This window comes from Verrucomicrobiia bacterium (assembly GCA_019634635.1).
Taxonomy (GTDB): domain Bacteria; phylum Verrucomicrobiota; class Verrucomicrobiia; order Limisphaerales; family UBA9464; genus UBA9464.
Map to the genome: position 1 here is coordinate 58,855 of JAHCBB010000005.1, position 24,227 is coordinate 83,081.

A 24,227-nucleotide genomic window follows, 5' to 3' on the forward strand; every position below is an offset into this window, starting at 1 on the left:
TCCCCCCAAGCCCTGATATCCTTTATCATGTTCCAATGCAATGTATTGTGAAGATGATTTTTCGCATCGCTCCCCTGATTTTGGGAGGGGCCATCGCGGGCTCCACAGCGTGGGGCGCCGCGGCTCCGGAGTTTGCACCACCGGACGCCAGCGGGGGCGATGTGCGCCGGGATGCAACGGTGATGGCGGTCGAGGCGGTGCTGCCCAGCGTGGTGAACATCGCGACGCGCACCTGGGTGGACGCGGAGGATCCCTACGAGCGGATGGTCCGTCAGTTCTTCCGTCAGGAGCGCCAGCCCCAGGCCAGCTACAGCCGCGGCTCGGGCGTGGTCATTGATGAGGACGGCTATGTGCTGACCAACACGCATGTGGTGGCCAATGCCGACGACATCTGGGTGCAGTTCTTTGATACGGAGGGTTCCGAGTCCATCCGTGCCGAGCGCGTGGTTCTTTCCCGATCCAAGGACGTGGCGGTGCTCAAGCTCAGGCCGGCGACACCCCGAAAATTTCGGGCGGTGCGGTTCGCGGCGAATGACGATCTGTTGCTCGGTGAAACCGTGCTGGCCCTGGGGAACCCGTTCGGACTCGGTGGATCCGTCTCGCGGGGCATCCTGAGCTCCAAGTCCCGACGCCCTGCGGGCCTGGTTCCCGAGGGCGAAACGCTCAACATCGCCGACTGGCTGCAGACCGATGCGGCCGTCAATCCGGGCAACTCCGGCGGACCCCTGATCAATCTGCGCGGGGAACTCATCGGGCTGAACGTGGCGGTGTTCAATCCCAGCTACGGACAGGGGATCGGGTTCGCCATTCCGGTCCGCCAGATTCACGAGGCGCTCGGCGAGATGCTGTCGGGGGAGTCCATCGGCGGGTACTGGTTCGGAGGCCGGCTCAATGGAGCGGCGCGCCCGCTGGTGGTGCAGTCGGTCCAGCCCGGCAGCCCGGCGGCAGCGGCGGGATTGCGCCGGGGGGACGAGGTGCTGCGTCTCAACGGGCGCTGGCTCGACTCCCTGATTGCGTTCAACGAGGAGATCAGCCGGGCCGGCGACCGGCAGGACATTGCCGTGCACATCCGGCGTGGTCCGGAGGTCCGGACCTTGAGCCTGCGGCTGCTCGACGAGCGGGCGTTCTTCAACAACGACCTGCTCCGGAAACGTCTCGGCCTCTCGGTCCGCGTGGCGCGCGGCGGCGGCCTGGTGATTGACCTCGTGGAGCGGGGCGGGCCGGCCGCCGGGGCAAGGCTGCGTCCCGGCCACCTCATCACCGCGGCCGACGGACACCCCACGGAAACGCTGGTTCAACTGGCGCGTCAGACGCACGGCAAGCCCCGCGGCGAGGAGATCCGCCTGGCCGTCATCATTGAAGAGGCGTTGGGCCAGTACCTGCGACGATCCGAGGGCGAGGTGAAGGTGCGGGTCCGGTGAATCCGCCGCTTTCCCCTTGGGACCCCTCCTGCCCGGTGCATAGGATTCACCCCATCGCACGATGGAGCCACCGCCCATGATCGAGGTGAAGGGCCTCACCAAACGCTACCCCGGGCGCACCGCGGTGAATGGCATCTCATTCACCGTGACGCGAGGGGAGGTGGTGGGCTTCCTCGGGCCGAACGGCGCCGGCAAGTCCACAACGATGCGCATCCTCGCCTCGTACCTCCCCGGTACCAGCGGCACGGCCCGGGTTGCCGGGTTTGACGTGTTCCACCAGCCCGACGAAGTCCGCCGCCGGATCGGCTACATGCCGGAGAATAATCCGCTGCACCTCGACATGCGGGTGCGGGAGTACCTGAAGTTCCGCGCGCGCCTGAAGGGGCTCGGATGGCGCCGCAGTCGGGGTCGTGTGGACACCGTTCTGGAGCAGTGCGGGCTTGCCGAGGTGCAGCAGCGGATCATCGGGCAGCTGTCCAAGGGGTACCGCCAGCGGGTGGGTCTTGCCGACGCCCTGGTCCACGAACCGGACCTGATCATCTTGGACGAGCCGACCATCGGCCTGGATCCGCACCAGATCCGCGCCGTGCGCGCCCTCATCAAGGATCTGGCGCAACGGCACACCGTGCTGCTGTCCACGCACATTCTGAGCGAGGTCGAGGTCACCTGTTCACGGGTCCTCATTCTCAACCGCGGCGAGATCATCGCCGCCGACACCGCCGCCAACCTGGAGCGGCGCCTCAGTCTGGATGGCGGCGTGGTCGCCGAGGTGGCCGTCCCGGCGGCGGTGCTTCAGGACGCGGTGCGGGATCTGCCCGACGTCCTGCACGCGGCAGTTGAGCCCATGGACGGCCCGTACCAGCGCCTGACGCTGTCCCCGCGGGCCGGTGTGGACCTGCGTCCGATGGTGTATGAGCTGGTCCGGGCGAACGACTGGCCGCTGCGGGAGTTGACCCGGCGCCATCATTCGCTCGAGGAGATTTTCGTTCACCTCACCCGCAGCCGGAAGGAGGCGGAATGACCGGGGGCACGCGCGACCTGCCCGCCCGGGCACCCGCCGACCTCCGCAACCCCCGGTGATGCGCGTCTTTCTCACCCTCGTGCGGCGCGAACTCGGCGCGACCTTCAAGTCGCTGACCGGCTACGTGGTGATCGCCGCCTCCCTCTGGTTGACCGGTCTGGCGGTGATGGACCTCATCGGATGGCTCAACAACCGGCCGACCGACGCCCCGCTGGCGGAGCTGTTTTATCAAAGCACCTACTTCTGGGTCATCCTGCTGGTGGTCACGCCGGTGATCACGATGCGGACCTTTGCGGCGGAGCGGTCCACGGGGACCTATGAGGCGCTGATGACGACTCCGGTGGGCGAATGGGAGGTGGTGCTCGCGAAGTTTGCGGGCGCGCTGGTGTTCTACCTGCTGACCTGGCTGCCACTCCTGGGGGTGCTGCTGGCCCTGCGCCGGGTGACCGGGGAGGTGCTGGTGCTCGATCCCCTGGTGACGTCGGTGGCGTTCGTTGGAGTCACCCTCGTGGGGTCCGTGTATCTGGCGCTCGGGCTGTTCGCCTCGTCCCTCACCCGAAGCCAGATCATCGCCGCCATGACGGCGTTCCTCATGGGCATCGCGCTCTGGATGGCCGGGATTCGTCCGCCGGCGGCCGACGGCCTCAGGGGGGGGCTGGGTCGTGCGCTCGAGCAGGTGTCGCTGGTGCGGCAGATGGAGGATTTTGCACGGGGTGTTCTCGACTCCCGCCATGTGGTCTTTTGCGTGACGATGACCGTTCTGTTCCTGTTCCTAACCCAGCGCGTCGTTGAGGGACGCCGTTGGAAGTGAGCCCGCGCCCGATGCACGAGACCGATTCCCGTCCCAGCTTTGAGCCCGGCCGCCGGTTCCGGATCGGCGTGAGCGTCGTCGTGGCGGTGGCCTCCCTGCTGGCCCTGGTGGCCATGATGAACTTCGTCGCCGTCACGCGCCACGTGTGGCGTTTCGATGTGCGCGCCGCCCGCGGCACCGCGTTGTCCCCGCTGACCGTGCAGCTGCTCGAGTCCCTGACCAACACCGTCAAGGTGACCGTGATCTTCAATCCCGCGGACGACCTCTTCACCCACGTGGACGGCCTCCTGCGCGAGTACGCCGCGCGCACCCCCCACCTGCGGGTCGAGGTCGTGGATTATCTCCGAAATCCCGGGTCGGCCCAGCTTCTGAAGAGCCGCTACAAGCTGGGGGCCGACGCGGGAAATGTCGTGGTGTTCGATGGCGGGTCCGGGCGCACCCGGGTGGTCACGGCGGGCCAGTTGTCGGTGTACAATGCCGACGACACCCGGGCATTGATGGCGGGGGAGGACCGCGAGATCCGACGCTCGGGCTTCACCGGGGAATACCACTTCACCAGTGCCCTGGCGGCCGTCCAGGAAGGGGAACCGGTGAAGGCGGGCTACCTCATGGGCCATGGCGAGCATCCGCCCGACAGCCAGGAGCCCCTGATGGGTTATTCCCGGTTTCTCGAACTGCTGACCGGCGAGAAAAATCTCAGCGTTGAGCTGGTCCACCTCGGCGCCGCCACCAACGAGATTCCGGCGGACGTCCAGCTCCTCATCATCGCCGGCCCCACCAGCCCGCTGTTGCCCGGCGAGATCACCAAGCTGGACGCCTTCCTCCAGCGCGGGGGGCGGCTGCTGGCACTGCTGCATCCGTATTCCGTGGAAAAGGGCACGGGACTCGAAGGGCTGCTGCAGCGCTGGGGCGTTGCGGCTCCGCCAGGCTATGCCGGGGACGAACAGTTCACCACCTACACCAAGCTGGACGTCATCGCCCGCAATTTTGGGATGCATCCACTGGTCCTGCCGTTGCGGCGGGACCACGGGGCGCTGTACCTGCCCCTGCCGCGCATTGTGGGTCCGATGCCCCCGGATCGGCTCCCGGCCGACGCCCCACGGGCCGAGGTGCTGGTCTGGACCAGCGATGCAGGGTTCACGCGTTCACGGATCCAGGGCGGCCAGGCGGGGTTTGATCCGGCCCGTGACTTCAGGGGCAAGCCGGTGCCGATGGCCGTGGCGGCCGAACAGGGCGGGGTTTCCGGGATCGCCGCCGGCCGCAGTGCCGCCCGGCTCGTCGTCATCGGAGACTCCACCATGTTTGCCAACGAATCCCTCGGGAAGCCGTTCGAAACTGCAAACAACCGGGACTTTGCCTCCCTGGCCGTGAGCTGGCTGCTGGATCGCCCGCAATCCATGGCCATCGGCCCCAGACCCATCCGGGAATACCGGCTCCAGTTCACGGAACCGCAAATGCGACGCCTGCGCTGGGTGCTCCTGGGAGCCCTGCCCGGCGGCGTGTTGCTGCTTGGGGGGATGGTCTGGCTCCGCCGCCGCAGCTGAAGCCGACTGATGAACGCCCGCACCACCTGGATCCTGTTTCTGTCCGCCGCGGTCCTCGGCGGCTACCTGTACCTGTCCGGATCGCGCTCCGGACACGGCTCCGGCGTGGGGGGGGACGGGTTTGTGCCGGTGGTCGGTTCGGAAGTGACCGCCGTCGAACTGGCCCGGTCCAATCTTGTGCTCCGCGTCGAACGGACCGCCAGCGGCTGGCAGATGGTCCTTCCCGTGACGTATCGCGCCCAGAGTTCTTCCGTGGACGCATTCCTCGAGGCCCTTGAAGGCATGAGGCCGCGCACCATGATCCCATTGTCCCGGATCGCGGACAGCGGCGCCACCAATGGTCTCACGGCGTTTGGCCTCGATGAAAGCGCCCTCACCCTGAAGCTGGAGACGATCCCCGGGAACCCTCCCGTCTTTTTCAAGCTGGGTGGTCCAGCCCCGTTCGGCAACCAGTTCTACTGTCACCAGGTCGGATCCGACGTCCTGTTCACCGCGAGCGACTCCCTGCTCGCGTCCGTCCCGCGCACGCCCGACGCCTGGCGAGACCGCTCCCTGTTCGACCTGGAGGGGGAGGCATTCGATCGGGTCGAGGTGCGTGGCAAACCGGGCTTCGTCGCCGAGCGGAGCCCGGCGCATGACTCCTGGCGGCTGACCCGCCCCCTTTCGGCCCGCGCGGACTCGTCGCGGATCGAGACCTTGCTGGGCTCCCTCCAGAGGCTTCGCGTGGCGGGATTCGTCGCGGAATCCCCGCTGACCGACCTCGGACCGCTGGGGCTACAGCCCGCCGAGATCGAACTCATCGTCGGACGCGGCAGCAACGATCTCGTCCGGCTCCAGTTCGGCCGGTCACCCACCAACGCCCCGGACTATGTATTCGTCCGGCGCCTGGCCACCACCAACCTCGTCCTCGTGCCCGCCGAGGCCGCGGCGTTGCTCCGCCTGCCCGTCGCCAACTTCAGGGACCGGAGGCTCCTGCCACCGCTGGACGGGGTGGATGCCCTTGCTGCGATGACCGGGACCAATCAAATCATCCTGGAACGGCGGGGAACCAACTGGTGGCTGGCTGGCAATCCCCCGCAACCCGCGGATCCCGACCGGGTGTCCCAGCTTCTGGAGCAGCTGTCCTTCATCGAGATCGCCGAATTCCCCGATGACGTGCCGGCCGACCTCACCCGGTATGGACTCGCCGCTCCCGGCCGTGAGTGGAGCCTCCGTTCCGGCACCAATGAAGTGGTCCGCCTGGCCATTGGGGCCGAGGACGGCCTCGACAAGGCGTTTGTGCGCCGGGCCGACGAGATGCCGGTGTACTCGGTGCCGCTGGCCGAGGTGCTGCGGCTGCCCAACACGGCCGCACAGCTTCGCCTCCTGCGCTTCGATCCCACCAACGTCGTCCAGGTGGTTGTCCGCCAGCGGGGGCGCAGCCATGCGGTCACCCGGGGACCAGACGGTGCCTGGCAGGGCGTGCCGGCCATTCCGGGCATCCTGTTTGACGAGGCGGTCAACGAGACCCTGTACCGCATCGGCCGGATGGAGGGTGCGCGCTACCCGGTGCGCGACGACCGTCAGCTCGAACTGCTCAAGTTTCCCGAGGTGAACCATGAACTGGAGATCGAGCTTGGTCCCGGCGCTCCGATGCGTCGGCTGACCCTGCGATTTGGCGGACGGAATCCCCTCGACAACCTCTTCGCGCTTGCCGTGTGTGACTCGGACGAGCACGGCTTCCTCTTCGAGTTCCCCGGAGCCCTGTACCTCGACGTGCTCCGTGACTTCAACGTCCCGTGACGGATTCCTCCGAGCCCTGCCCGGCCGGCACGGGCGCCCAGCGACCCCGCCCCCGCCCGCATCGGCGCCGCCTGTACCGGCTTTGCCTGCGGTGCCTTCGGATTGGCGTCCGCACGGGCTATGCCGTCCTGGCGCTGATCGGGTACCTTCTGCTGCATCTTGCCTACGTTGGGGCTCCGGAATTTCTGAAGGAGCCCGTGTTAAACCAGGTCCGCGCCCAGGGGCTTGAGCTCGAATCCGGACGCATCCGGTTCCTGCCGCTGCGGGGAATCGTTGCCGAGCAGGTCAACGTGCACTGGACCGGAGAGGCGGATCGCCGTCCGCTGCTGGTTCGCGAGGTGTCATTGCGCTTCGACTGGAGGCCGCTGCTCACCCTGTCACCGCCGCGTCTGATCGGCGTCAGCTTCGCCGGAGGCTCGGCCGCTCAAGCGGTGGAGGGGGCGGAAGGCATGCCGACGGCGTTGCTCCGCATGGACGACCTGGCCGGAGAACTGGATTTTTCCGCCGGCGATCTCTGGCGCGTACGATGGATCACCGCCCGGGTGAACGGGCTCCGGCTCGAAGCGATGGGCTCGGTGAGCGACGCCCAGTTGCTGCGGCCGCGGCAGCGTCCGGAAACCCGGCCCACCGGACTCCGGAGCCCGTTTCTCGCCCGTGCGTTGGGGCATCTCGAACGGATGTCCTTTGAGGAACCCCCCCGGATGGAGATGCAGTTCTTCGTCCATGGCCGGGATCTCCGTCAGTCCGTCCTCCAGATCCGGATCGGGGCTGGGGGAGGGCGCGGTCCTGCGGGTGAATTCGACGATCTGCGGCTCCGGCTGGACGTGCAGCCCTCGCAGCGCCTGGCGGACCGGTCGCACGGCGTGGTCCATCTGGACTCGGCGGCGGTGCGCAGCCGCTGGGGCGCACTGGATGCCCTGCAGTTTCGCGCCGAGGCGGAATTTGTGCCCACCAACGCACTGCCGGATCGGGTGCGTTGGAGCCTGATTGCCGACTCACTGTCGCAGGAATTCGGGCGCCTGAAACGCCTGCGCGTGGAGGCGGACACCGACCTGGCGATGCAGGATGTGCCCCCTGACCTTCCGGAAGGACTGGATCCCGCCCGCAAACCCGGACGCCGCGAACCGCCCCCTGACGCCCGCATCGTCACCCAGCTGGAATGTTCGGCCTTCGAGTTCCGGAATCGCTGGGTCACGGTGTCCAATCTCACACTGTCCCTGCAGGCCCGGAGCACCCCCGGGGAGTGGATCCCCCGGTCGGCCGACTGGTGTTTGCGCGCCGAGGAGGCGGTGTCCGACGAGGCCCGCCTGACGCTGCTGGACCTTTGCGGATCCGCCCTGCCGGTCGCATCCGAACGTCAACCTGCGGTCACCGGATTCTGGGCCCGGATCGCCCCCTGGAGAGTGCATGCCCGGCTGGCGGCCACCCAGGTGCAGACTCGCGCGATGGCGTCGGCGGAGCGCCTGCACCTGCTGGCCGACTGGAATGAGGGCCGCCTGCGACTGGGCGAATTTGAGGCGACGATTCCGGCGGGCTCGATCGTGGGCAGCGGCTCGATCCAGGCGTCCAGCGGCGAGGCCGGGCTTGAATTGCGCGGTACCCTCGCTCCCAGGCTCCTCGAGCCGTTGCTGCCGCCGGAGGCTGCTCCCCTCATGGGCCGCGTCGAACTGCATGAGTCCTCCTCGGTGGGGTTTGACCTCAGCGTTCGCGCCCGCGTCCCGGTCACCGCGGAATTTTCCCCGGAGCTCGTCCGCAACCTGCTCCCGACCCTGCATGCGCGCGGGGTGTTGCAGTCCACCAATCTGGCGCTCGGCGATCTGGCGGTGCAGGAGCTTCGGGTGCCCTTCGAATGGACGCCCCAGGAGGTCCGCGTGGAGGACATGCGTCTGTTCCGGCCGCCCGACGAGGTGCGCATCACCGCCGCCGCCGGCTGGCGATCCGGAACCTGGCACGCCCGGGTGGAGGGACAGGCCAATCCGCTCGACCTGGTGCCCTGGGTGCGCACGCCGGGCCTCGACCGCCAGCGCACCTTGATTCAGCTGGACGGGCCGGCGCGGGTCTCCGGTGAGCTTTGGGGGGACTGGAACGACCCGCAGCGGACGGGGATAACCCTCCAGGTGGCCCTCACCAACGCCAGTTACCGGAGGGAGCCGATCACGGAACTGCGCACCGCGCTGAGCTACACGAACCAGCAGATGGTGTTCACCGGCACGGAGCTGTTGCAAGGGACCAACCGGGCGCGGGCGCAGGTGCTTCGGTACGACATCCCTGCGGGACTCCTCCACGTGACCAACGGATTCTCGACGCTTGATGTCGCCTCCCTGGCCAGGGCGATCGGTCCCATGACGGCGCGAACGCTGGCCCCCTATCAATTTGCCGAACCGCCTTCGGTGCGCATCCAGGGCTCGATCCCGGTGATTGAGAACGTGCAGGGGGACGTGTTCTTCGAAGCGAGCGTTCCCCGGCTCCAGTGGTGGTACTTCGAGTTTGAACGTCTGCTGGCAACCGTCCGATGGGCGGGGAACCAGATTGTCATCACGAACGTCGCCGGGGCCTTCTGCGGCGGGGTGGTCAGCGCCGCGGTGACGGTGGACGTCAGCAATCGTGAGGACACCTCGTTCGCGTTCAACGCGTCGTTTGCCGACGTGGATCTGCACCGCCTGGTGTCCGACCTGAGCACGCAGACCCACCGGTTGGAGGGGCAGTTGAGCGGTGAGGTGACGGTTGTGGAGGGGCATGCGCAGGAAAGCCGCCCCTGGGAGGGCTTCGGCAATGCCCAGCTCCGAAACGGCTATCTGTGGGACCTGCCGCTCTTTGGCATGTTCTCCCCGGCCTTTGAAAGTGTCTCCCCCGGCCTGGGCAGCGCCCGGTTCCGTGAAGGCAATGCGTTGTTCGCCCTCACCAATCGGTCGGTGGACCTCCGGCGGGTGGAGCTGCTGTCGTCGGCGATGCGCCTCCAGCTCGAAGGGCTCGTGGGCTTTGATGGCTCGCTGCGGCTGGTGCTTGAGGCGGAGCCGCTGCGGGATCTGCCGCTTGTGGGACCGCTGGTGAATCTGGTCCTGAGCCCCTTTACGAAGCTCATGGAATACGACGTGACCGGCACCCTCGAACGGCCGGAGGCGGAATTACGCCACGTACCTTCCTTTCTGCGGGCCCCTCTGCAGCCGTTTCGGACGCTCAAGAGCGTCTTCCAAGGGTCGCCGGGGCCAGGGACACGGAAGCCGCCGGTGGAAGCGCCGTCCCCGTGACCGCCAGACCGATCACCCGGGGACACCATCCGCCGACGACCTCGTCTCAAACCCCTCGGAAATTGGGCACGTGGATTTTCTCTCCACCGCGCATCGCCGACTCGTGGGCGAGAATGCCCACCAGGGTCCAATTGAGCGACTGGTGCAGGTCGGGGAAGCTCGGACGGTTCTCCACAAGGCTCATGACGAACTCATGGGCCAGATGGGGATGGCTGCCGCCATGACCGCTGCCCTGGATGAAGCTCAGGTGGGCATTCTCCGCCATGTCATAGACGCACCGGGTGGTGAAGTCCCGGATGCCCTCGGGCAGCAGGTGGGCATAGTCGGGGATCTTGACCTTTTCCACCTTCTCCCCCCCCAAGTGGAGCACGGGGTCATCGTGCTCGACGAGCTGCCATTCAAATGAGGTGAGAGATCCATAGCAGTCGAAGCTCTCCTGGTACTGACGCGCGGCGTCGAACAGGTACCGGGTGACCTCGCCGGCGACATCCTGGTTGCGCACCTTGAAGTGCGCCGTCTCGAAGGCGAAGGGTGAGCCATATTTGGCGATGCGCGCCTCGGAGATGCGTCCGGAACCGAGACAGGACACGAACTCCGCCTCGCCGTTGACGATGCCCAGGCAGGGCGACACGCAGTGGGTTGCGTAGTGCATCGGGGGCAGGCCCTCCCAGTACCCCGGCCATCCGGCCATGTTCTGCAGGTGACTGCCGCGCACAAACTGGATGCGCCCCAGCCGGCCGGTGTCCCGAAGCTCCCTCACGTAAAGATACTCCCGGCTCCAAACGACGGTTTCCATCATCATGTACCGGCGCCCGTTTTCCCGGCTTGCCCGCGCGATCTCCCGGGCCTCCTCCACCGTGGTACAGGCCGGCACCGTGCAGGCCACGTGCTTGCCGGCACGCAGGGCGGCGATGGCCTGCGCGGCGTGCAGGTGGATCGGGGAATTGATGTGGACCGCGTCCACTGCGGGATCTCGCAGCAATTCCTCGAAACTGGAAAAGCGCCGTTCCACTCCGAACGCCTTGCCGATCTGGTCCAGCTTCTCCCTGGAGCGCTGGCAGATGGCATACAGGTGTGCGTGCGGATGCCGCTGGTAAATGGGGATGAACTCGGCCCCGAAACCGAGGCCCACAATGGCGATGTTGAGTTTGCGGTTCATGAAATGCGTGAGCCGAAGGCCCGCCCCGGTGCAAACGGGAAGTGGCCCGCGACACCGGAGACGACGGAAAGTCAACGCCTCCCCCGAAAACAGGGTCAACGGGAAACTCCCGCGGTACTCCCCGCCGGTGTCCCGCGTGGAGTCCCCGGCACCCGACCGTGCGGGCGGCCCGTTACAGCGGACGGAATCCGTCGGGTCCGTGGGTGCTCTTGGACTTCAGCCAGCGGAGATCGGCGCCGCCGTCCCGCGGATTCCCCGGCCCGGACTTGCGGCCGAGCAACTGCGGATCCCGCCACTTCCGGATTTCGGCGTGTCCGTCCGAAAAGGACAGGCCTCCGGCATTGTTGTGATAGGCGGCAGGGGCATCCACCCAGTTGTTCGCCGCCGGGTCGCAGACGAACCAGCCGTCGTTGATGGAAGCGGGGTTCTCGTCAATAGTCACCCAGGTGTCCACCGGGCTCCGGATATCGCCCATGCGCCGGAAATTGGTCACCGGGTTGTTTCCGGTCGCGCGGTTCGGCGCCCAGGCGTTGATGGGGTTCATCCAGTTGTTCATGGACATGCTGCGCACCGAGGGGGGGCCGCCCTTGCCTCCCCACGAATCGAAGCGCGTCTTGCGGTCCGCAGGGCACTTGTACACCGGGAGCGCGCCCACGTACTTGAACAGCAGCGAGTCCATGATCAGCACGGTGTTCGTCATGTCCGGCCACCGGTCCATCGTGCCCATGCACCACTGGTTGAGGGGGTAGTTCTTTGTCGGGCTGACCGCCGAGACGAGGCTGTCCAAACCCGCACTGCGAACGAGCGCGTCATTGAAATCCACGGCGTAGAGCTGCCACCCCAGCATGAGCTGCCTGAGGTTGTTCTGGCAGCCGATGCCCTGGGCCTTCGCCTTGGCCTTGCTGAGCGCCGGCAAAAGCATGCCGGCCAGGATCGCGATGATGGCGATGACGACCAGCAACTCGATGAGCGTAAAGCCCGGCCTCCGGGGGTGAGGGGTGTTCGTTCGGTAGATGTCCATGGCGGGGATGGTTTCCTCAGAAATTCGCAGTGGTGACCCATTGGTGGTATCGCGCCCGCGGGTTCCAGGCAAGGGAATCGTGGACGCAACGACGATCGAAGGATCGGCCATTTCGACCGTTGCACGCATCCCGGACCCGCGATAGAAACCGCCCGCGCTTATGAAATCGTTCTCCCGCCAGCTTCCCCGTGCCGCCGCCGTGGCCGCGGCGACCCTTGGTTCTTCCTTCGTTCCGCTGTGCGCCCAGGACGCGCCGCCCCCGAAGAACTGGACCACCTCCCTCGGCCTCAACCTGGGACTGACCGGCGGCAACGCGGAGACCTTCAACGTCGGCGGCAACGTGCTGACCGTGAAGGAATGGGGAGACACCGGCGCGAACATCTTGAGCTTCGGCGCCGACGTGAACTACGGCACCTCGACGACGACCGAGGTCAACGACGCGGGCGGCCCGAACCAGTCCCTGACTGAAACCGACACGACCAACGTCAACAACTACGGCGGGTTTCTCTCCTACAACCGGCTCCTGACCGACCGGCTGTATGTCGGCGGACGGTTCAGCGGACGTCATGACGAAATCGCCGGCGTGGATTACCGGATCGCCGCGACCGCGACGGTCGGCTACTACCTCATCAAGAAGGAAAAACTGAGCCTCTCCGTGGAGACCGGCCCCGGCTATGTCTGGGAGGAACTCGTCGGTACCGGCTACAACGACTACGCCACCCTCCGGTTCGCCAACAATTTCGAATGGAAGTTCACCGACAAATCCCGGCTGTTCCAGACGTTTGAGTACCTCCCCCAGATTGACAAGTGGGGCAACTACGTCATGACCGCCGCGGTGGGTGTCGAGACCGAGCTCTACAAAAACCTCTCGCTCCTGATCGTCTTCCGCGACTGGTACCGGAGCGAGCCGGCCTCCTACGCGGGAACGGATCCCACGATCTTCCGACAGAAGAACGATTACCAGCTCACGGCGGGCGTCCTGTACACCTTCAACTGAGCGTTTCCAGCCCCCGCGATCCGGACGTGGCCGGAGTTGCCGGGACCCGCGGTGCCGCCGGCCATCCCGCCAGGCGGCCCGGCCGCCGCATGGATTCCCATCCACACTACTTCAACACGCTCACCCGGACGGTCGAGCGCTTCGAGCCCCTGTCCCCGGAACGCCGCGACGGCACAGGCCGGCCGGTGGTCGGCCTCTACGTGTGCGGCCCGACGGTCTACGACTTCGGGCACCTCGGGAATTTTCGCACCTTCGTCTTTGCGGACTTGGTGCGCCGGCACCTGGAATTCCGCGGATTTGCCGTGACGCACGTGATGAACATCACGGACGTCGAGGACAAGATCATCCGGCGCGTGCGGGAGACCGGGGTGCCCCTGCACGAGTTCACCGCGGGATATGAGGCCGCGTTCCTGGAGGATCTGGACACGCTCGGCTGCCTGCGTCCGCATCACCTCCCCCGCGCCACGGAACACCTGCCCCAGATCATCGCCCTGATCCGCAAGCTGGAGCAGCGCGGCCTGGCGTATCAGACCCCCGATGGATCGGTGTACTTCAGCATCGCGAAATACCGGGGGTGCGGCTGCGTGTACGGGCGCCTGGTGAACTTGAATCCGGAAGCCCAAAGGGTCGGCGAGCGCGTCGCCAGCGACGAGTACGACAAGGCCGCTGCCGCGGACTTCGCCCTCTGGAAGGCCCGCGTGCCCGAGGATGGAGTGGTGTTCTGGGACAGTCCCTGGGGTCCCGGACGCCCCGGATGGCACATCGAGTGCAGCGCCATGAGCATGGCCCTCCTCGGACCCAGCTTTGAGCTGCACCTGGGCGGCGAGGATCTCGCCTTCCCGCATCATGAGGACGAAATCGCCCAGAGCGAGGGCTCCGGGGAGCAGCCTCCGGGGCGTCCCTTTGTGAAGCATTGGATGCACGCCGCCCACCTGCTCGTCGAGGGCCGGAAAATGAGCAAATCGCTGGGGAACTTCCTCACCGTGCGCGACCTGGTGACGCGCGGACATACCGGACGCGAAATCCGCCAGCTGCTGCTCAGCGCCCACTACCGGGGTACGTTCAACTTCACCGCCGACGGGCTCGACGCCGCCCGGATCGCCCTGGCGCGCATTGACGAATGCCTGGGCAAACTGCAGGACCTTGCCGGGGATGTCCCGGCGCCCGGGCCGGGGACGGCATCCCCCCTTGAGACCGCGGTCACCATCGCGCTCGACGACGATCTCAACGTCTCCCGTGCGTGGGCGGCGGTCTTTGAGTGGGTGGGGCACACCAACCGGGCGATGAGCGCAGGCGCCCTCGGCCCCGCTGGGGCCGCGTCCGCCCTGGCGGCATGGCGGCGGGTGGATGCCGTGCTGGGGATGGGCAGGCCCCGGACCGAGGAGGCCCCACCCGAGATTCGTTCCCTCGCGGATGAACGCGCCGCCGCCAAGAAGGCACGGGATTTCGCCCGGGCGGACGCCATCCGGATGAAGCTGAAATCCCTGGGCTGGATCCTCGAAGATACTCCCAAAGGCCCCAGGTTGAAGAGGGCCTGAGGTTCCGGTTCAGGCCGGGCGCGCGAACTGAATCCGTTCCCCAAGCCGGGCGTATTCATCGCGCCCGAGGCGTCCGACCGGATCCAGCAGACCGGGATCCGGCCGCCCGTCCGGGGCGAGGATGGCGTCCGCGACGTGGAGGTGAACGATGCGCCCGAGCACGATATTCCCCGCGATCGGGCCTTCGCCCACGTGGATGATCCGGTCGAGCCGGCATTCGAACGCGACCGGCGCGGCAGCGACCCGGGGTGGTCCGATCCGGAGGGATGCGGCCTGGGCGACGCCAAACCGCTCGAACTCGCTCTCGCCGTAGGGCAGCGAGGCGGCGGTTGCGTTCATGGCTTCCGCCAGCGACCACGGCACGAGATTGACCACAAACTCCCCGGTGGCGCCCACATTGCGCAACGTGTCCTTGGGCCGCCCGTGCCGGTCGTTGGCGGGACAGAACAGCAACGTGGGCGGGCGGGCGCAAACGCCCTGGAAGAAGCTGAAGGGTGCCAGGTTGGCGACCCCGCCGGGCGATCGGGTGGACACCCAGGCAACCGGGCGGGGCAGGATGGTGGTGACCATCCATTCGTACATTTCCCGGGCCCCCAGGGATTCGGGATCCAGTTCCACGGGAGGGTGTGAATGCAACCGGGCGGCGGCGGTCAGGCGCGCTCCATGTACTTCCGGGTGCGGGTGTCCACCTTGATCTTCTCGCCCTCCTTGATGAACAGCGGCGCCTGCATGGTCACGCCGGTTTCGAGCTCGATGCTCTGCTGGACATTGTTGGCGGAGTCGCCACGAACGCCCCCCTCGACCCGGGTCACCTTGAGCACGACGCTCGCCGGCAGTTCGATCTGGACCGCCTTGTCCTCAATGAACGTGACCGTCACAGTGCCGTTCTCCACGAGGAAATCCTTGGCGTCCCCGACCAGCTCCCTGGCGAGCGTCACCTCTTCGTAGGTGTCGGGATCGGAGAACACGTAGTCGTCACCGGACTTGTAGCTGAAGTCCATCTTCTTCGAGTTCAAGGCGACGGTCTCGATCTTCTCGTAGGACGTGAACCGCACATCCATGGAGCGCCCGGAGCGGATGCTGCGAAGGATCGCCTGGACGAATGCGCGCAGGTTCCCCGGCGTGCGATGGGTGACCTCAAGCACCACGCACACGTCATTGTTGTACAAAATCGCCTGCCCCTTGCGGAGTTCGTTCGCGTTGACTGCCATAAGCCTCGAAAGGACGGATTCCGCCAGTTTTCCAGCAGAAAGGAACGCGGACGTTACCGGCAGGGTCCTCGCTGGCAAGTCTCCAATTGGAGGCGGCGGAACCCGGGGAGGCGCGTCGTCTCAGGCCAGAACGCCCCGGACCACCGCGCAGCCGGGCTTGGTCACGTTGGTGAGGCGCATGTTCACCCCCGACACCGGGTAGGTGAGGCGCAGGTGATCGAATCCCAGCAAGTGCAGGAGCGTCGCGTGGAAGTCGTGAACGGACACCCGGTCCACCACGGACTGGTATCCGAAGTCGTCGGTCTCACCGTACGTCGTGCCCCGGCGGACGCCGCCGCCGGCCATCCAGAGGGTGAACGCCCCCGGATTATGGTCGCGGCCGATGAACTGCATTTCCATGCCGCTGCGGTTCTCCCGCATCGGCGTCCGCCCGAATTCCCCGCTCCAGACCACGAGCGTGTCGTCGAGCAGTCCGCGCTGGCGCAAATCCACGAGCAACGCCATCAGCGCGCGATCCACGCTCCGGCACTTGTCCTTGAACCCATGGTTGAGGGCCTCGGATTCACCGGCACCGTGCGAATCCCATCCCCAGTCAAACAGCTGGATGAAACGCACTCCACGCTCCGCGAGGCGGCGGGCGAGCAGGCAGTTGTTGGCAAAGGATTCCTTGCCGGGTTGCGTCCCGTAGAGACGGTGGATGACGGCCGGCTCACGGCTGATGTCAAACGCGTCGCTGGCGTCCACCTGCATCCGGAACGCCAGTTCGTACTGGGCCAGCCGGGTGAGGGTCTCCGGATCGCCCACCTCACGGGCTGTTCGCTCGTTGATCTCCTGCAGCGCGTCGAGGGTGCGGCGCCGCAGGCGGCGGGTGATGCCCGGGGGATCGGAGAGGAACAGGACCGGGTCGCCCTGCGACCGGCACTGGACCCCCTGGAAGACCGAGGGCAGATAACCGGCGCCCCAGACGGATTTCCCGGCATCCGGATTCTTTCCGCCGCTGGTCAGCACGATGAACCCGGGGAGATTCCGGTTCTCCGCACCCAGCCCGTACGTGGCCCACGCCCCGGCGCTCGCGCCTCCGGGGTTCTGCGTCCCCGTATGCATGAGCAACTGGGCCGGTCCGTGGTTGAACTGGTCGGTGTACATGGACTTGATGAAGCACACTTCGTCCGCCACCGACGCAAACAACGGCAGGCGGTCCGAAACCCACTGGCCGCTCTGTCCGTGCTGCCGGAACGGATATTGCGGCCCCAACATTTTCGGTACGCCTTGGATGAAGGCGAACTGCCTGCCGGCGATGAGCGAGGCCGGGCAGTCCTGTCCGTCCAGGCGCTCGAGTTCCGGTTTGTAGTCGAAGAGCTCCAACTGGCTCGGTGAGCCGGCCATGTGGAGGTAGATGACCCGGCGCGCCCTGCCGGGGGCCGGAGGCGCTACGGGAGCCAGCGGACCCGCCCCTTCATGAACCACCCCGCCGGACGCCCCCCATGCGCGTCCGCCCTCAAACGCCAGCCAGAGTGCCCCAAGGCCGCTGGTACAATCGCGCAGGAAGTGGCGCCGGGTCCGGTGCAGCAACTGTTCATGGCGCAGGAGCGGTTCAGCGGCGTTCATAGGTTCCAGACCGGAGTACACGGCATGTTCAGCGGGTCAGCGCGATGTCCAGGTTGAGCAGGGTGTTGGCCACAAGGACCAGCGCCGCACGCTCGGGCGTCGGCGCCAGCGCGTCTGCCGACGCACGATCCTCCCCAAAATCCTCGAGAGCCCCGTCGTACAACCGGAGCAGGGTGTCCACCATGGACCGCGGAGGCGGCTCCAGGGTCAGGAGTCGGCAGGCCCATCGGATCCGGTCCTGCGGCGTGTCGCCGACCGCTTCCATCCGGTTGGCCAGCGACCGGGCCATCTCCAGGAAGGCCGGATCGTTGAGGACTGCAAGGGCCTGCAAGGGCGTGTTGCTCGGCAACCGTCGGGCGGTGCAGGCGTCGCGGGTGGGGGCATCAAAGGTCAAAAACAGCGGGTATCCACTGGTCCGCTTCTGGTAGGTGTAAATCGCCCGTCGGAACCGGTCGGCATCCTGGGACGTATTCCACCGTTCACCGCTGTACACGGAGTTCCAGACCCCGTCCGGCTGCGGAGGGTACACCGGGGGACCGAAGGCCTTTGTGGACAACGAACCGGAGAGAGCAAGCGCCTGGTCACGAACCATTTCCGCCGTCAGTCGAACGCGCGGACCGCGGGCGTACAGGCGGTTGTCCGGGTCGAGGGTCGCCAAAGCCGGCGTCACCCGGGCACTCTGGGCGTACGTGGACGAGAGCGCGATCTCGCGCAGAAATCGCTTCACCGACCATCCCCAGTCCTCCCGCAGGCGCAGGGCGAGGTGGTCGAGCAGTTCGGGATGCGTCGGACGCGCACCGCTGGTGCCGAAGTCTTCCAGGGTCTCAACGATCCCGCGGCCAAACATCTCGGCCCAGAGCCGGTTCGCCAGCACCCGGGCAGCCAGAGGGTTCCGATCGCCAACCATCCACCGCGCCATATCCAGCCGGGTCAGCGGGTCGTCCCCGGGCGGGGGCGAAACGATGTCGGGAATCCCGGGCCGGACCACCGCGTCGCGGATTGCCCGGTTGCCTCGAACGAACACCCGCGTCTCGCGCCCCGCCGATTCGGGACGCTCCATCATCACCGGCACACGGGTCCCCGCGACATCCTGGAGGGCCTCCTTTTTCCCCTGAAGCAAACGCCACTGCTCCCGGCGTCCGGGAGCCCCGGCGAAGTCGGACAGCCGGGAGTCCGTCGTTGCGGACACCGTGAAGTCGCGCAGCACGCAGGCCTGAACGCCACTGTTCGACGCGATGCCGTGGTCCAGGGTGATCTCCAGCGTGCCGTCCGATTCCACCTCCAGCGGATTCGACAGAACCACGAATACACGCCGGGGTCCGGTCATGACCGGGTAGCTCCCGAATCCCCCGCCCGTGTCAATGATCCGGAATGGATCGAACGGACCGGCCAGGTGGTCTGCGATGACCTCCTGGAACGCCACGGGCTGGTTGGTGGCCCCCGCTTCGGATGCGATGACCGCCAGCTGAATCCGGGAGAACGCCTGTCCGCGCTCGGGCAGCCCCTTGGGATCGAAGGCCACCGGGTGGATGTCGAGCCGCAGGGCCGTGAGACCTGGAACCGCGGGGAACCGGAGCGTGTACGCCACCTTGATGGGCAGGGTTCCCCCGGCCCGGATGCGGCCGTCCGCTCCCACCGTGAGCGTGGCATCGCTGGCGCTGGTGGACGCGCAGGTGGGGATGGCCGGACTCCAGTTGGACACCGCGGCGGCCGCCGCGAGGCCTGCGTCGTTCAAATCGTGGCGAAGCGTCCGGATCTCGCGCTGGATCGCGACAATCTCCTCGCGTCGCGCCCCGTCCGCGGGAATCAAAAGCCGGGGATAATCGTCGTTCTGATCGCAGTCCTCGGTGCCGTCGAAAAACGCAGCGAAACGGTAGTAGTCCCGGTGAGGAATCGGGTCGTAGGGGTGGGCGTGGCATTGAACGCATCCAAAGGTGGTCGCCTGCCATGCGGTCCAGGTGGTGTTCACCCGGTCGAGCACGGCCGCGGTGCGGTACTCCTCGTCATCCGTTCCGCCCTCGGTGTTGTTCTGGGTGTTGCGGTGGAAGGCGGTGGCCAGCAGATCGTCGGCGGACGGCTCGGCCAGCAGGTCCCCAGCGAGCTGCCGGATCGTGAACTGATCGAAGGGCATGTCGTCGTTGAATGCCCGGATCACCCAGTCGCGCCACGGCCAGATGTCGCGGTGAGGATCCTTTTCAAAACCGAAGGTGTCGGAATAGCGGGCCAGGTCGAGCCACACCGCCGCCCAGCGCTCGCCGAACCGCGGGGAGGCGAGCAGGCGGTCCACGACCTGTTCCCGCGCCCGTCGTGGATCCTCCCGGCGATCCTCGAGGTAGTCGGCAAACTCCCTCGGGGTTGGCGGCAGGCCGATGAGATCCAGGCTCACCCGCCGCAGCCACCCGGCCGGGGTTGCCTCCGGCGCCGGGTTGAGTCCCTCCGCCTCCAGTCGTGCCAGGATGAAACGGTCGGCGGGAACGGCCGCCCACGACGGGTCCTTCAGGACCGGTTCCGGGGGGGGCAGCGGCGGCACAAAGGACCAATGCTCGCTCCAGGGAGCGCCCTCACGGATCCACGCGCGGAGCGTCGCAATCTCCTCTGCGGACAGTGCCGGACCATGCTCCGGCTGGGGCATCCGCTCGTCCGGATCTCCGGACTCCACCCGCCGGATCAGCTCCGAGGCGTCAGGGTCCCCGGGGACAATCGTGCGCCTGCCGGACTTGCCGTCCGCCAGCGCTCGTTCCCGATAGACCAGGGAAATGCTCCCAGCGGCCTTCACGCCGCCATGGCAGGCGGTGCAGTGCCTGGCGAACAGGGGGCGGATGTCCCGGTTGAAGTCGGTGGCCGACGCGGCATCCGCCGCCATCACTCCCGTGAGCATGCCCAGCCCGATCCACCATCCGATCCGGACCCCACCGCCGTTCATGGTCTCCATTTCGCCTGCGATCGCCATTTTGGGCGAGCAGATTCCGGCCCGGCCGTGTCCATGGGAGGCACCTCCCAGAAACGCGCCTCCACCGTCAGCCACCCTTCAACGGACGGGGTGCGACCTTGAGGCACCCCGCCGATTGCCGCCCCATCACCTCACTCCGGATGGTCCACCAGTTCGCGCAGTCGAAGGGCCAGGGGTTCAGGCAGTCGCGGGTACCAGGTGGAATCCACCATGCCGAGCGGCTTGAGATGATTTGTGGAAAGACCTTGACGGTTGCGAAGCAGCAGAAGCAGCGTGATTGTAGCAGGGCGGGCGAGGTGCTCTTGCCTGCTTGCCCCACCCCTCCGTCAGGAGCCTGTCCCCAGCTTATGGAACCATTGATTCACACCTCGACTCCGTCTTCAGACGATCGGAATTCGCGCCGCTCCACACCGGCGCCAACCCCCGCGGGATTCACGTTGATTGAACTGCTCGTGGTGATCGCCATCATCGCCATCCTGGCCGGGATGCTTCTTCCGGCTCTGGCCAAGGCGAAATCCAAGGGGCAGGGCATCATGTGCATGAACAACACCCGGCAGCTCATGCTCGCCTGGCGGCTGTATATCGAGGATCAAAACGGAAAAATTCCTCCGGCGTATTCGGACAATCCATCCAACAACGTCTGGGTGTACGGGATTCTCGATTGGAACGGGGGCAACCGCGACAACTGGGATGTGACCAACACCCTCATGAGGGGCACCATCTGGCCCTACACGGGTCGGACGGCAAAGATCTACAAATGTCCCGCAGACAACTTCATGACCAAGGGGGCCAATCCACGCCCGCGGCTTCGGAGCAACGCGATCAATGCCTGGGTCGGAATGCATGACGGCCGGCCGACCTGGTTCGGGAACAGTCCCCCATGGCGCATGTTCCTCCGGGATTCAGACTTCGTGGCTCCGGCCGATACCTGGGTGTTCGTGGATGAGCATCCCGACAGCATCAACGACGGGTTCTTCTGCGTGAACATGAATCCGGCGCCCAACCTCGCGGCAGCTGTGCTGCCCGACGCCCCCGCGAGCTACCATAACGGGGCCTGCGGCTTTGCCTTCGCCGATGGCCATTCCGAGATCAAGCGTTGGGTGGACCGACGGACCAAGATTCCGGTGAGGCGGGCGGACTTCCAGCCCGGCAATCAGAGCAACAATCCGGACATCGGATGGCTCTGGAGCAAGACGACCCAGCGCCTGAACTGAAGATCCGCTGAAGATTCGCACCCCGCTGGACCCGCCGGGGAACGACCCGGACTGGGCGCTGGTCCTCCGTGCGCGCTGAGGCCGGGCGGGCACGGGCTGGAACCCCGCCTCGCGCGGACTGCGGCGCGGGGACCCGGTCGAGTTCGCGTTCCGTCAGGCCATCAGGGGCGATCTGGAGCTGGGGGCATCCCGTCCCCAAGGAAACGCACGAGGAACGCGACCACCGCGGCATTCGAGTCCGCGTCCGGATCATGAGCGGCACGATGGGTCATCGCCACGCGGTCGGTGACGCCAAGGACTGCATGAACGTCACGCAGATGATTCAGGGTCTGCCACCGTTGAGGCGGGTCCTCCGATCCGCCCGAGACCAGCAGCGGCCGCGGGGCCGTGAGGGCGAGCACCTCGTGCAGATCGTGGCCGGCGGCGACCAGTTCGCGGTACGCCCCGGTGCGGGGGTTCCCGGAGCTCACCAGCCCGGGTGACCGGACGCTCCCGGGGTCGCGGCCGAGATACCAGGGCTCCCAGTAATTGACGCCGGGACGCGCCTCGTCGAACGCGATCCCCGGGTCGCTGACCGCGGTGCAGGCGAACCCTTCATCCCACGCGGCCGCAAACAAGGCCCACTTGCCGCCATAACTATGCCCGACCAGGCCGATCCGTGTGGGATCCACCTCCGGCCGTGCCGCGAGTGCGGCCCGTGCGTTCGAGGCGGCGTGGGCCAGGAACAACAGCGGCTGGCATATGGCGCCGCCCATTTCCGGCTTTCGGGCGTCCCCACCGGGAGAGCCGATCGCCAGCGCGACAAATCCACGACGCGCCAGTTGCAGGGCATAGTCCCGGTGCTGCGAACTGTTGAGCCCCGCGCTCGTCTCCGGCTCATAAAATGGGACAACCACCGCCGGCATCGGACCGACCTGCGCGGGAATCAGCAGCCATCCCGGGACGGTCACGTCGCGGGCAAGGGGAACGCGAACGCGGTGTTGAGTGAAGGTTTCCCGGGCTTCGGATTCGAGGACCTCCAAGGTCGGGGAGCGCAGCGGCCCGGGAGGACGCCCGGCGATGGCCTCCCATTCCCCAAGAATCTCCGCGCGGCGACGGTTCCAGTCCGCCGGCGTTTCGACCCGGGAGCCGTCGCGAAATTGAAGCGGTGACCGGTGATGACCCCGCTCCCCGGCGAGTTCTGGCGGCGGGACGAACGCGCGCTCCAGATCCACCGGCCTGGATTGCGGATCCACCGAGACCACCACACGCGCGTACCGGGTCAACGGCGGCGTTCCGGAATCGGTGGCCGACAGGATCAGGTGAACCGTTTCGGGTGTCGTCACTTCGGGGGCGGCGAACCGCAGCGCCCCCTCCCCGCCCGACCAGGGGCCTACCGGCCCTCGATAGGTACCCGCCTCCGGATACGGCTCCCACCGAAAGGTCAACGGGTCACCATCCGGATCCGATGAATCCACTGCTGTAAGAAACACCGATTCCCCCGGGGACAACCGGAGGAAAATCGGCAGGCCGGGGTTCGGGAATTCACGCGCGGAAGCCGGGTCCGGACCCAGGCGGACACGGATGATCGGAGGATGATTCGCTCCGTCGCGGGGCGCCACGCACCAGTCGAGGCGGGCACGGAAGTCATTCTGCAGCGCCTCGGCCCACCGTCCGAGGGTGTGGTCGCGATGGGTGCTTCCCTGCCACGCATCCTTCCGATTGGCCCAGAAGTAGGGGCGCCCGGGCAGGGTTTCGTTCGGACCGTAACGTCCGCCCCAGCCGCCCCAGCCGGGTTGCCACGGGTGGTTGAGCCCGTTGGGCACCAGGTACAGAAATGTCATCGAGTCGCCTTCCTTGGCCCAGTGCGTGGTGTTGGTCGGGTACAGGGCGCCCAGCGGTCCGTGTCCTGTCCGCACATCGCGCTCCAGGTCGAATCCCCCCGCCCGCGCGGTGAGAGCCGGGAAGCGATGGTACCAGCGCCGCCCGTCCAGCGCCGGCCGGAAGGTGTCCACCCAGAGCGGGAACGGCGGATGGACTTCCGTGGTGTGCGGCCCGAAGGCGTCTGCGGAAGCCAGCCGCAGGCGCGACTTGAAGCGCGCGTACCCCTCGGGACCGCGCTCCTCCAGGACGCGATCGAGGGCGCGCCGCAGGTTGTTGGTGGCAGCCCCATGATCGGTCCCCCAGTCCGCATACCAGATCGGGCGGGGATCCGCGCGATCCACGACGGCGAGCAGGAGGTTGACGCCTTCCGTGGTGTCGTTGTCTCCAGACACCGTGACCGCCTCGAGCGCTTCCCGGGTCGGAAAGCGGGGGTCATGTTCGATGAGCCGGGGATGACAGTCACCGTATGCCGCCAGGAGACGCCGGACAATTCCGGGGCCCGTCCGCTCGGAGTTCCGGTTCTCGCCGTCGCGGGCATGCGCCCGATTCGCGATGATGCCTTCGACGTCCCATTCGTTGGCGTAGAGGAGGAAACGGACCAGCGACTGCTCGTCATCGGGATCGCCCCCGGCATCCGTTTCAATCACCACGCGCAGGCGCCCGGCATCCGGCTCCTGCGCGGCGGCGGCAGCCGTCGGCGGCAGAAGCAGCTGCACTGCGGCGAGCAGCCCTGCAGCGGTGGACAACACAGTCTTCACTGGGATCGGCTGCAGCGTGACAGCCGGATCCCGCACCCTCAAGACACCTCACCGGGTGCCTCACCGCAGCTCCACAACGTC

Annotated in this window: 16 protein-coding genes; 9 read left to right on the forward strand and 7 right to left on the reverse strand. The window is 66.9% G+C overall.

From position 1 onward, the window contains the following. The first annotated feature begins 53 nt into the window (after positions 1-53). From KF791_04950 to KF791_04975, 6 genes are all read left to right on the forward strand, one after another. Entirely contained in the window at positions 54-1,421 is a 1,368-nt protein-coding gene (locus tag KF791_04950; protein MBX3731925.1) for a trypsin-like peptidase domain-containing protein, read from the forward strand. Between the two features lie 76 nt (positions 1,422-1,497). Next, positions 1,498-2,442: an ATP-binding cassette domain-containing protein gene (locus KF791_04955; protein MBX3731926.1), complete on the forward strand. Its 945-nt coding sequence runs from the start codon at positions 1,498-1,500 to the stop codon at positions 2,440-2,442. Positions 2,443-2,500: 58 nt separating this feature from the next. Then, on the forward strand, positions 2,501-3,253 hold the full coding sequence (locus KF791_04960) for an ABC transporter permease (protein ID MBX3731927.1): 753 nt from the start codon (positions 2,501-2,503) through the stop codon (positions 3,251-3,253). An 11-nt stretch (positions 3,254-3,264) separates the two neighbouring features. Next, positions 3,265-4,797 (forward strand): GldG family protein, encoded by a 1,533-nt coding sequence (locus KF791_04965; GenBank protein ID MBX3731928.1) that lies wholly within the window; start codon positions 3,265-3,267, stop codon positions 4,795-4,797. Positions 4,798-4,806: 9 nt separating this feature from the next. Beyond that, a complete protein-coding gene (locus KF791_04970) occupies positions 4,807-6,579 on the forward strand; it encodes a DUF4340 domain-containing protein (GenBank protein MBX3731929.1) in 1,773 nt (590 codons plus the stop codon). Beyond that, positions 6,576-9,827 carry a hypothetical protein gene (locus KF791_04975; GenBank protein MBX3731930.1) on the forward strand — a complete coding sequence of 1,084 codons (3,252 nt, stop codon included), beginning with the start codon at positions 6,576-6,578 and terminating at the stop codon, positions 9,825-9,827. Before KF791_04970 ends, KF791_04975 begins: the two co-directional genes overlap by 4 nt. Before the next feature lie 46 nt (positions 9,828-9,873). Here KF791_04975 and KF791_04980 read toward each other — a convergent pair whose 3' ends face one another. Next, entirely contained in the window at positions 9,874-10,986 is a 1,113-nt protein-coding gene (locus tag KF791_04980) for a Gfo/Idh/MocA family oxidoreductase (protein ID MBX3731931.1), read from the reverse strand. Positions 10,987-11,158: 172 nt separating this feature from the next. Then, complete coding sequence (locus tag KF791_04985) at positions 11,159-12,007, reverse strand: type II secretion system protein (protein ID MBX3731932.1); 849 nt, start codon at positions 12,005-12,007, stop codon at positions 11,159-11,161. Between the two features lie 160 nt (positions 12,008-12,167). On the opposite strand from KF791_04985, the gene KF791_04990 reads away from it, so the two are divergent. Both KF791_04990 and cysS read left to right on the forward strand, forming a co-directional pair. Further along, entirely contained in the window at positions 12,168-13,004 is an 837-nt protein-coding gene (locus tag KF791_04990; GenBank protein MBX3731933.1) for a DUF481 domain-containing protein, read from the forward strand. 89 nt (positions 13,005-13,093) lie between these two features. Continuing rightward, positions 13,094-14,542: a cysteine--tRNA ligase gene (gene cysS / locus KF791_04995; protein ID MBX3731934.1), complete on the forward strand. Its 1,449-nt coding sequence runs from the start codon at positions 13,094-13,096 to the stop codon at positions 14,540-14,542. Between the two features lie 9 nt (positions 14,543-14,551). On the opposite strand, the gene KF791_05000 is transcribed toward cysS, so the two are convergent. The 4 genes from KF791_05000 to KF791_05015 form a co-directional block, all read right to left on the reverse strand. Further along, entirely contained in the window at positions 14,552-15,124 is a 573-nt protein-coding gene (locus KF791_05000) for a flavin reductase family protein (protein MBX3731935.1), read from the reverse strand. A 68-nt stretch (positions 15,125-15,192) separates the two neighbouring features. Beyond that, on the reverse strand, positions 15,193-15,753 hold the full coding sequence (efp, locus tag KF791_05005) for an elongation factor P (GenBank protein MBX3731936.1): 561 nt from the start codon (positions 15,751-15,753) through the stop codon (positions 15,193-15,195). Positions 15,754-15,873: 120 nt separating this feature from the next. After that, complete coding sequence (locus KF791_05010) at positions 15,874-17,361, reverse strand: DUF1501 domain-containing protein (protein MBX3731937.1); 1,488 nt, start codon at positions 17,359-17,361, stop codon at positions 15,874-15,876. A 28-nt stretch (positions 17,362-17,389) separates the two neighbouring features. Beyond that, positions 17,390-20,293: a PSD1 domain-containing protein gene (locus KF791_05015; protein ID MBX3731938.1), complete on the reverse strand. Its 2,904-nt coding sequence runs from the start codon at positions 20,291-20,293 to the stop codon at positions 17,390-17,392. Positions 20,294-20,658: 365 nt separating this feature from the next. On the opposite strand from KF791_05015, the gene KF791_05020 reads away from it, so the two are divergent. Next, a complete protein-coding gene (locus KF791_05020) occupies positions 20,659-21,525 on the forward strand; it encodes a type II secretion system protein (GenBank protein ID MBX3731939.1) in 867 nt (288 codons plus the stop codon). Positions 21,526-21,686: 161 nt separating this feature from the next. On the opposite strand, the gene KF791_05025 is transcribed toward KF791_05020, so the two are convergent. Further along, positions 21,687-24,146 (reverse strand): DUF1593 domain-containing protein, encoded by a 2,460-nt coding sequence (locus KF791_05025; GenBank protein ID MBX3731940.1) that lies wholly within the window; start codon positions 24,144-24,146, stop codon positions 21,687-21,689. Between the last annotated feature and the right edge of the window lie 81 nt (positions 24,147-24,227).

Bases quoted from the DNA above. Each gene is read 5' to 3' on its own strand.
- efp (MBX3731936.1), bottom strand. From the start codon at position 15,753: ATGGCAGTCAACGCGAACGAACTCCGCAAGGGGCAGGCGATTTTGTAC.
- KF791_05015 (MBX3731938.1), bottom strand. From the start codon at position 20,293: ATGGAGACCATGAACGGCGGTGGGGTCCGGATCGGATGGTGGATCGGG.
- KF791_05010 (MBX3731937.1), bottom strand. From the start codon at position 17,361: ATGAACGCCGCTGAACCGCTCCTGCGCCATGAACAGTTGCTGCACCGG.
- KF791_05020 (MBX3731939.1), top strand. From the start codon at position 20,659: ATGGAACCATTGATTCACACCTCGACTCCGTCTTCAGACGATCGGAAT.
- KF791_04950 (MBX3731925.1), top strand. From the start codon at position 54: ATGATTTTTCGCATCGCTCCCCTGATTTTGGGAGGGGCCATCGCGGGC.
- KF791_04985 (MBX3731932.1), bottom strand. From the start codon at position 12,007: ATGGACATCTACCGAACGAACACCCCTCACCCCCGGAGGCCGGGCTTT.
- KF791_04970 (MBX3731929.1), top strand. From the start codon at position 4,807: ATGAACGCCCGCACCACCTGGATCCTGTTTCTGTCCGCCGCGGTCCTC.
- KF791_04990 (MBX3731933.1), top strand. From the start codon at position 12,168: ATGAAATCGTTCTCCCGCCAGCTTCCCCGTGCCGCCGCCGTGGCCGCG.
- KF791_05000 (MBX3731935.1), bottom strand. From the start codon at position 15,124: ATGTACGAATGGATGGTCACCACCATCCTGCCCCGCCCGGTTGCCTGG.
- KF791_04980 (MBX3731931.1), bottom strand. From the start codon at position 10,986: ATGAACCGCAAACTCAACATCGCCATTGTGGGCCTCGGTTTCGGGGCC.
- KF791_04965 (MBX3731928.1), top strand. From the start codon at position 3,265: ATGCACGAGACCGATTCCCGTCCCAGCTTTGAGCCCGGCCGCCGGTTC.
- cysS (MBX3731934.1), top strand. From the start codon at position 13,094: ATGGATTCCCATCCACACTACTTCAACACGCTCACCCGGACGGTCGAG.
- KF791_04960 (MBX3731927.1), top strand. From the start codon at position 2,501: ATGCGCGTCTTTCTCACCCTCGTGCGGCGCGAACTCGGCGCGACCTTC.
- KF791_04955 (MBX3731926.1), top strand. From the start codon at position 1,498: ATGATCGAGGTGAAGGGCCTCACCAAACGCTACCCCGGGCGCACCGCG.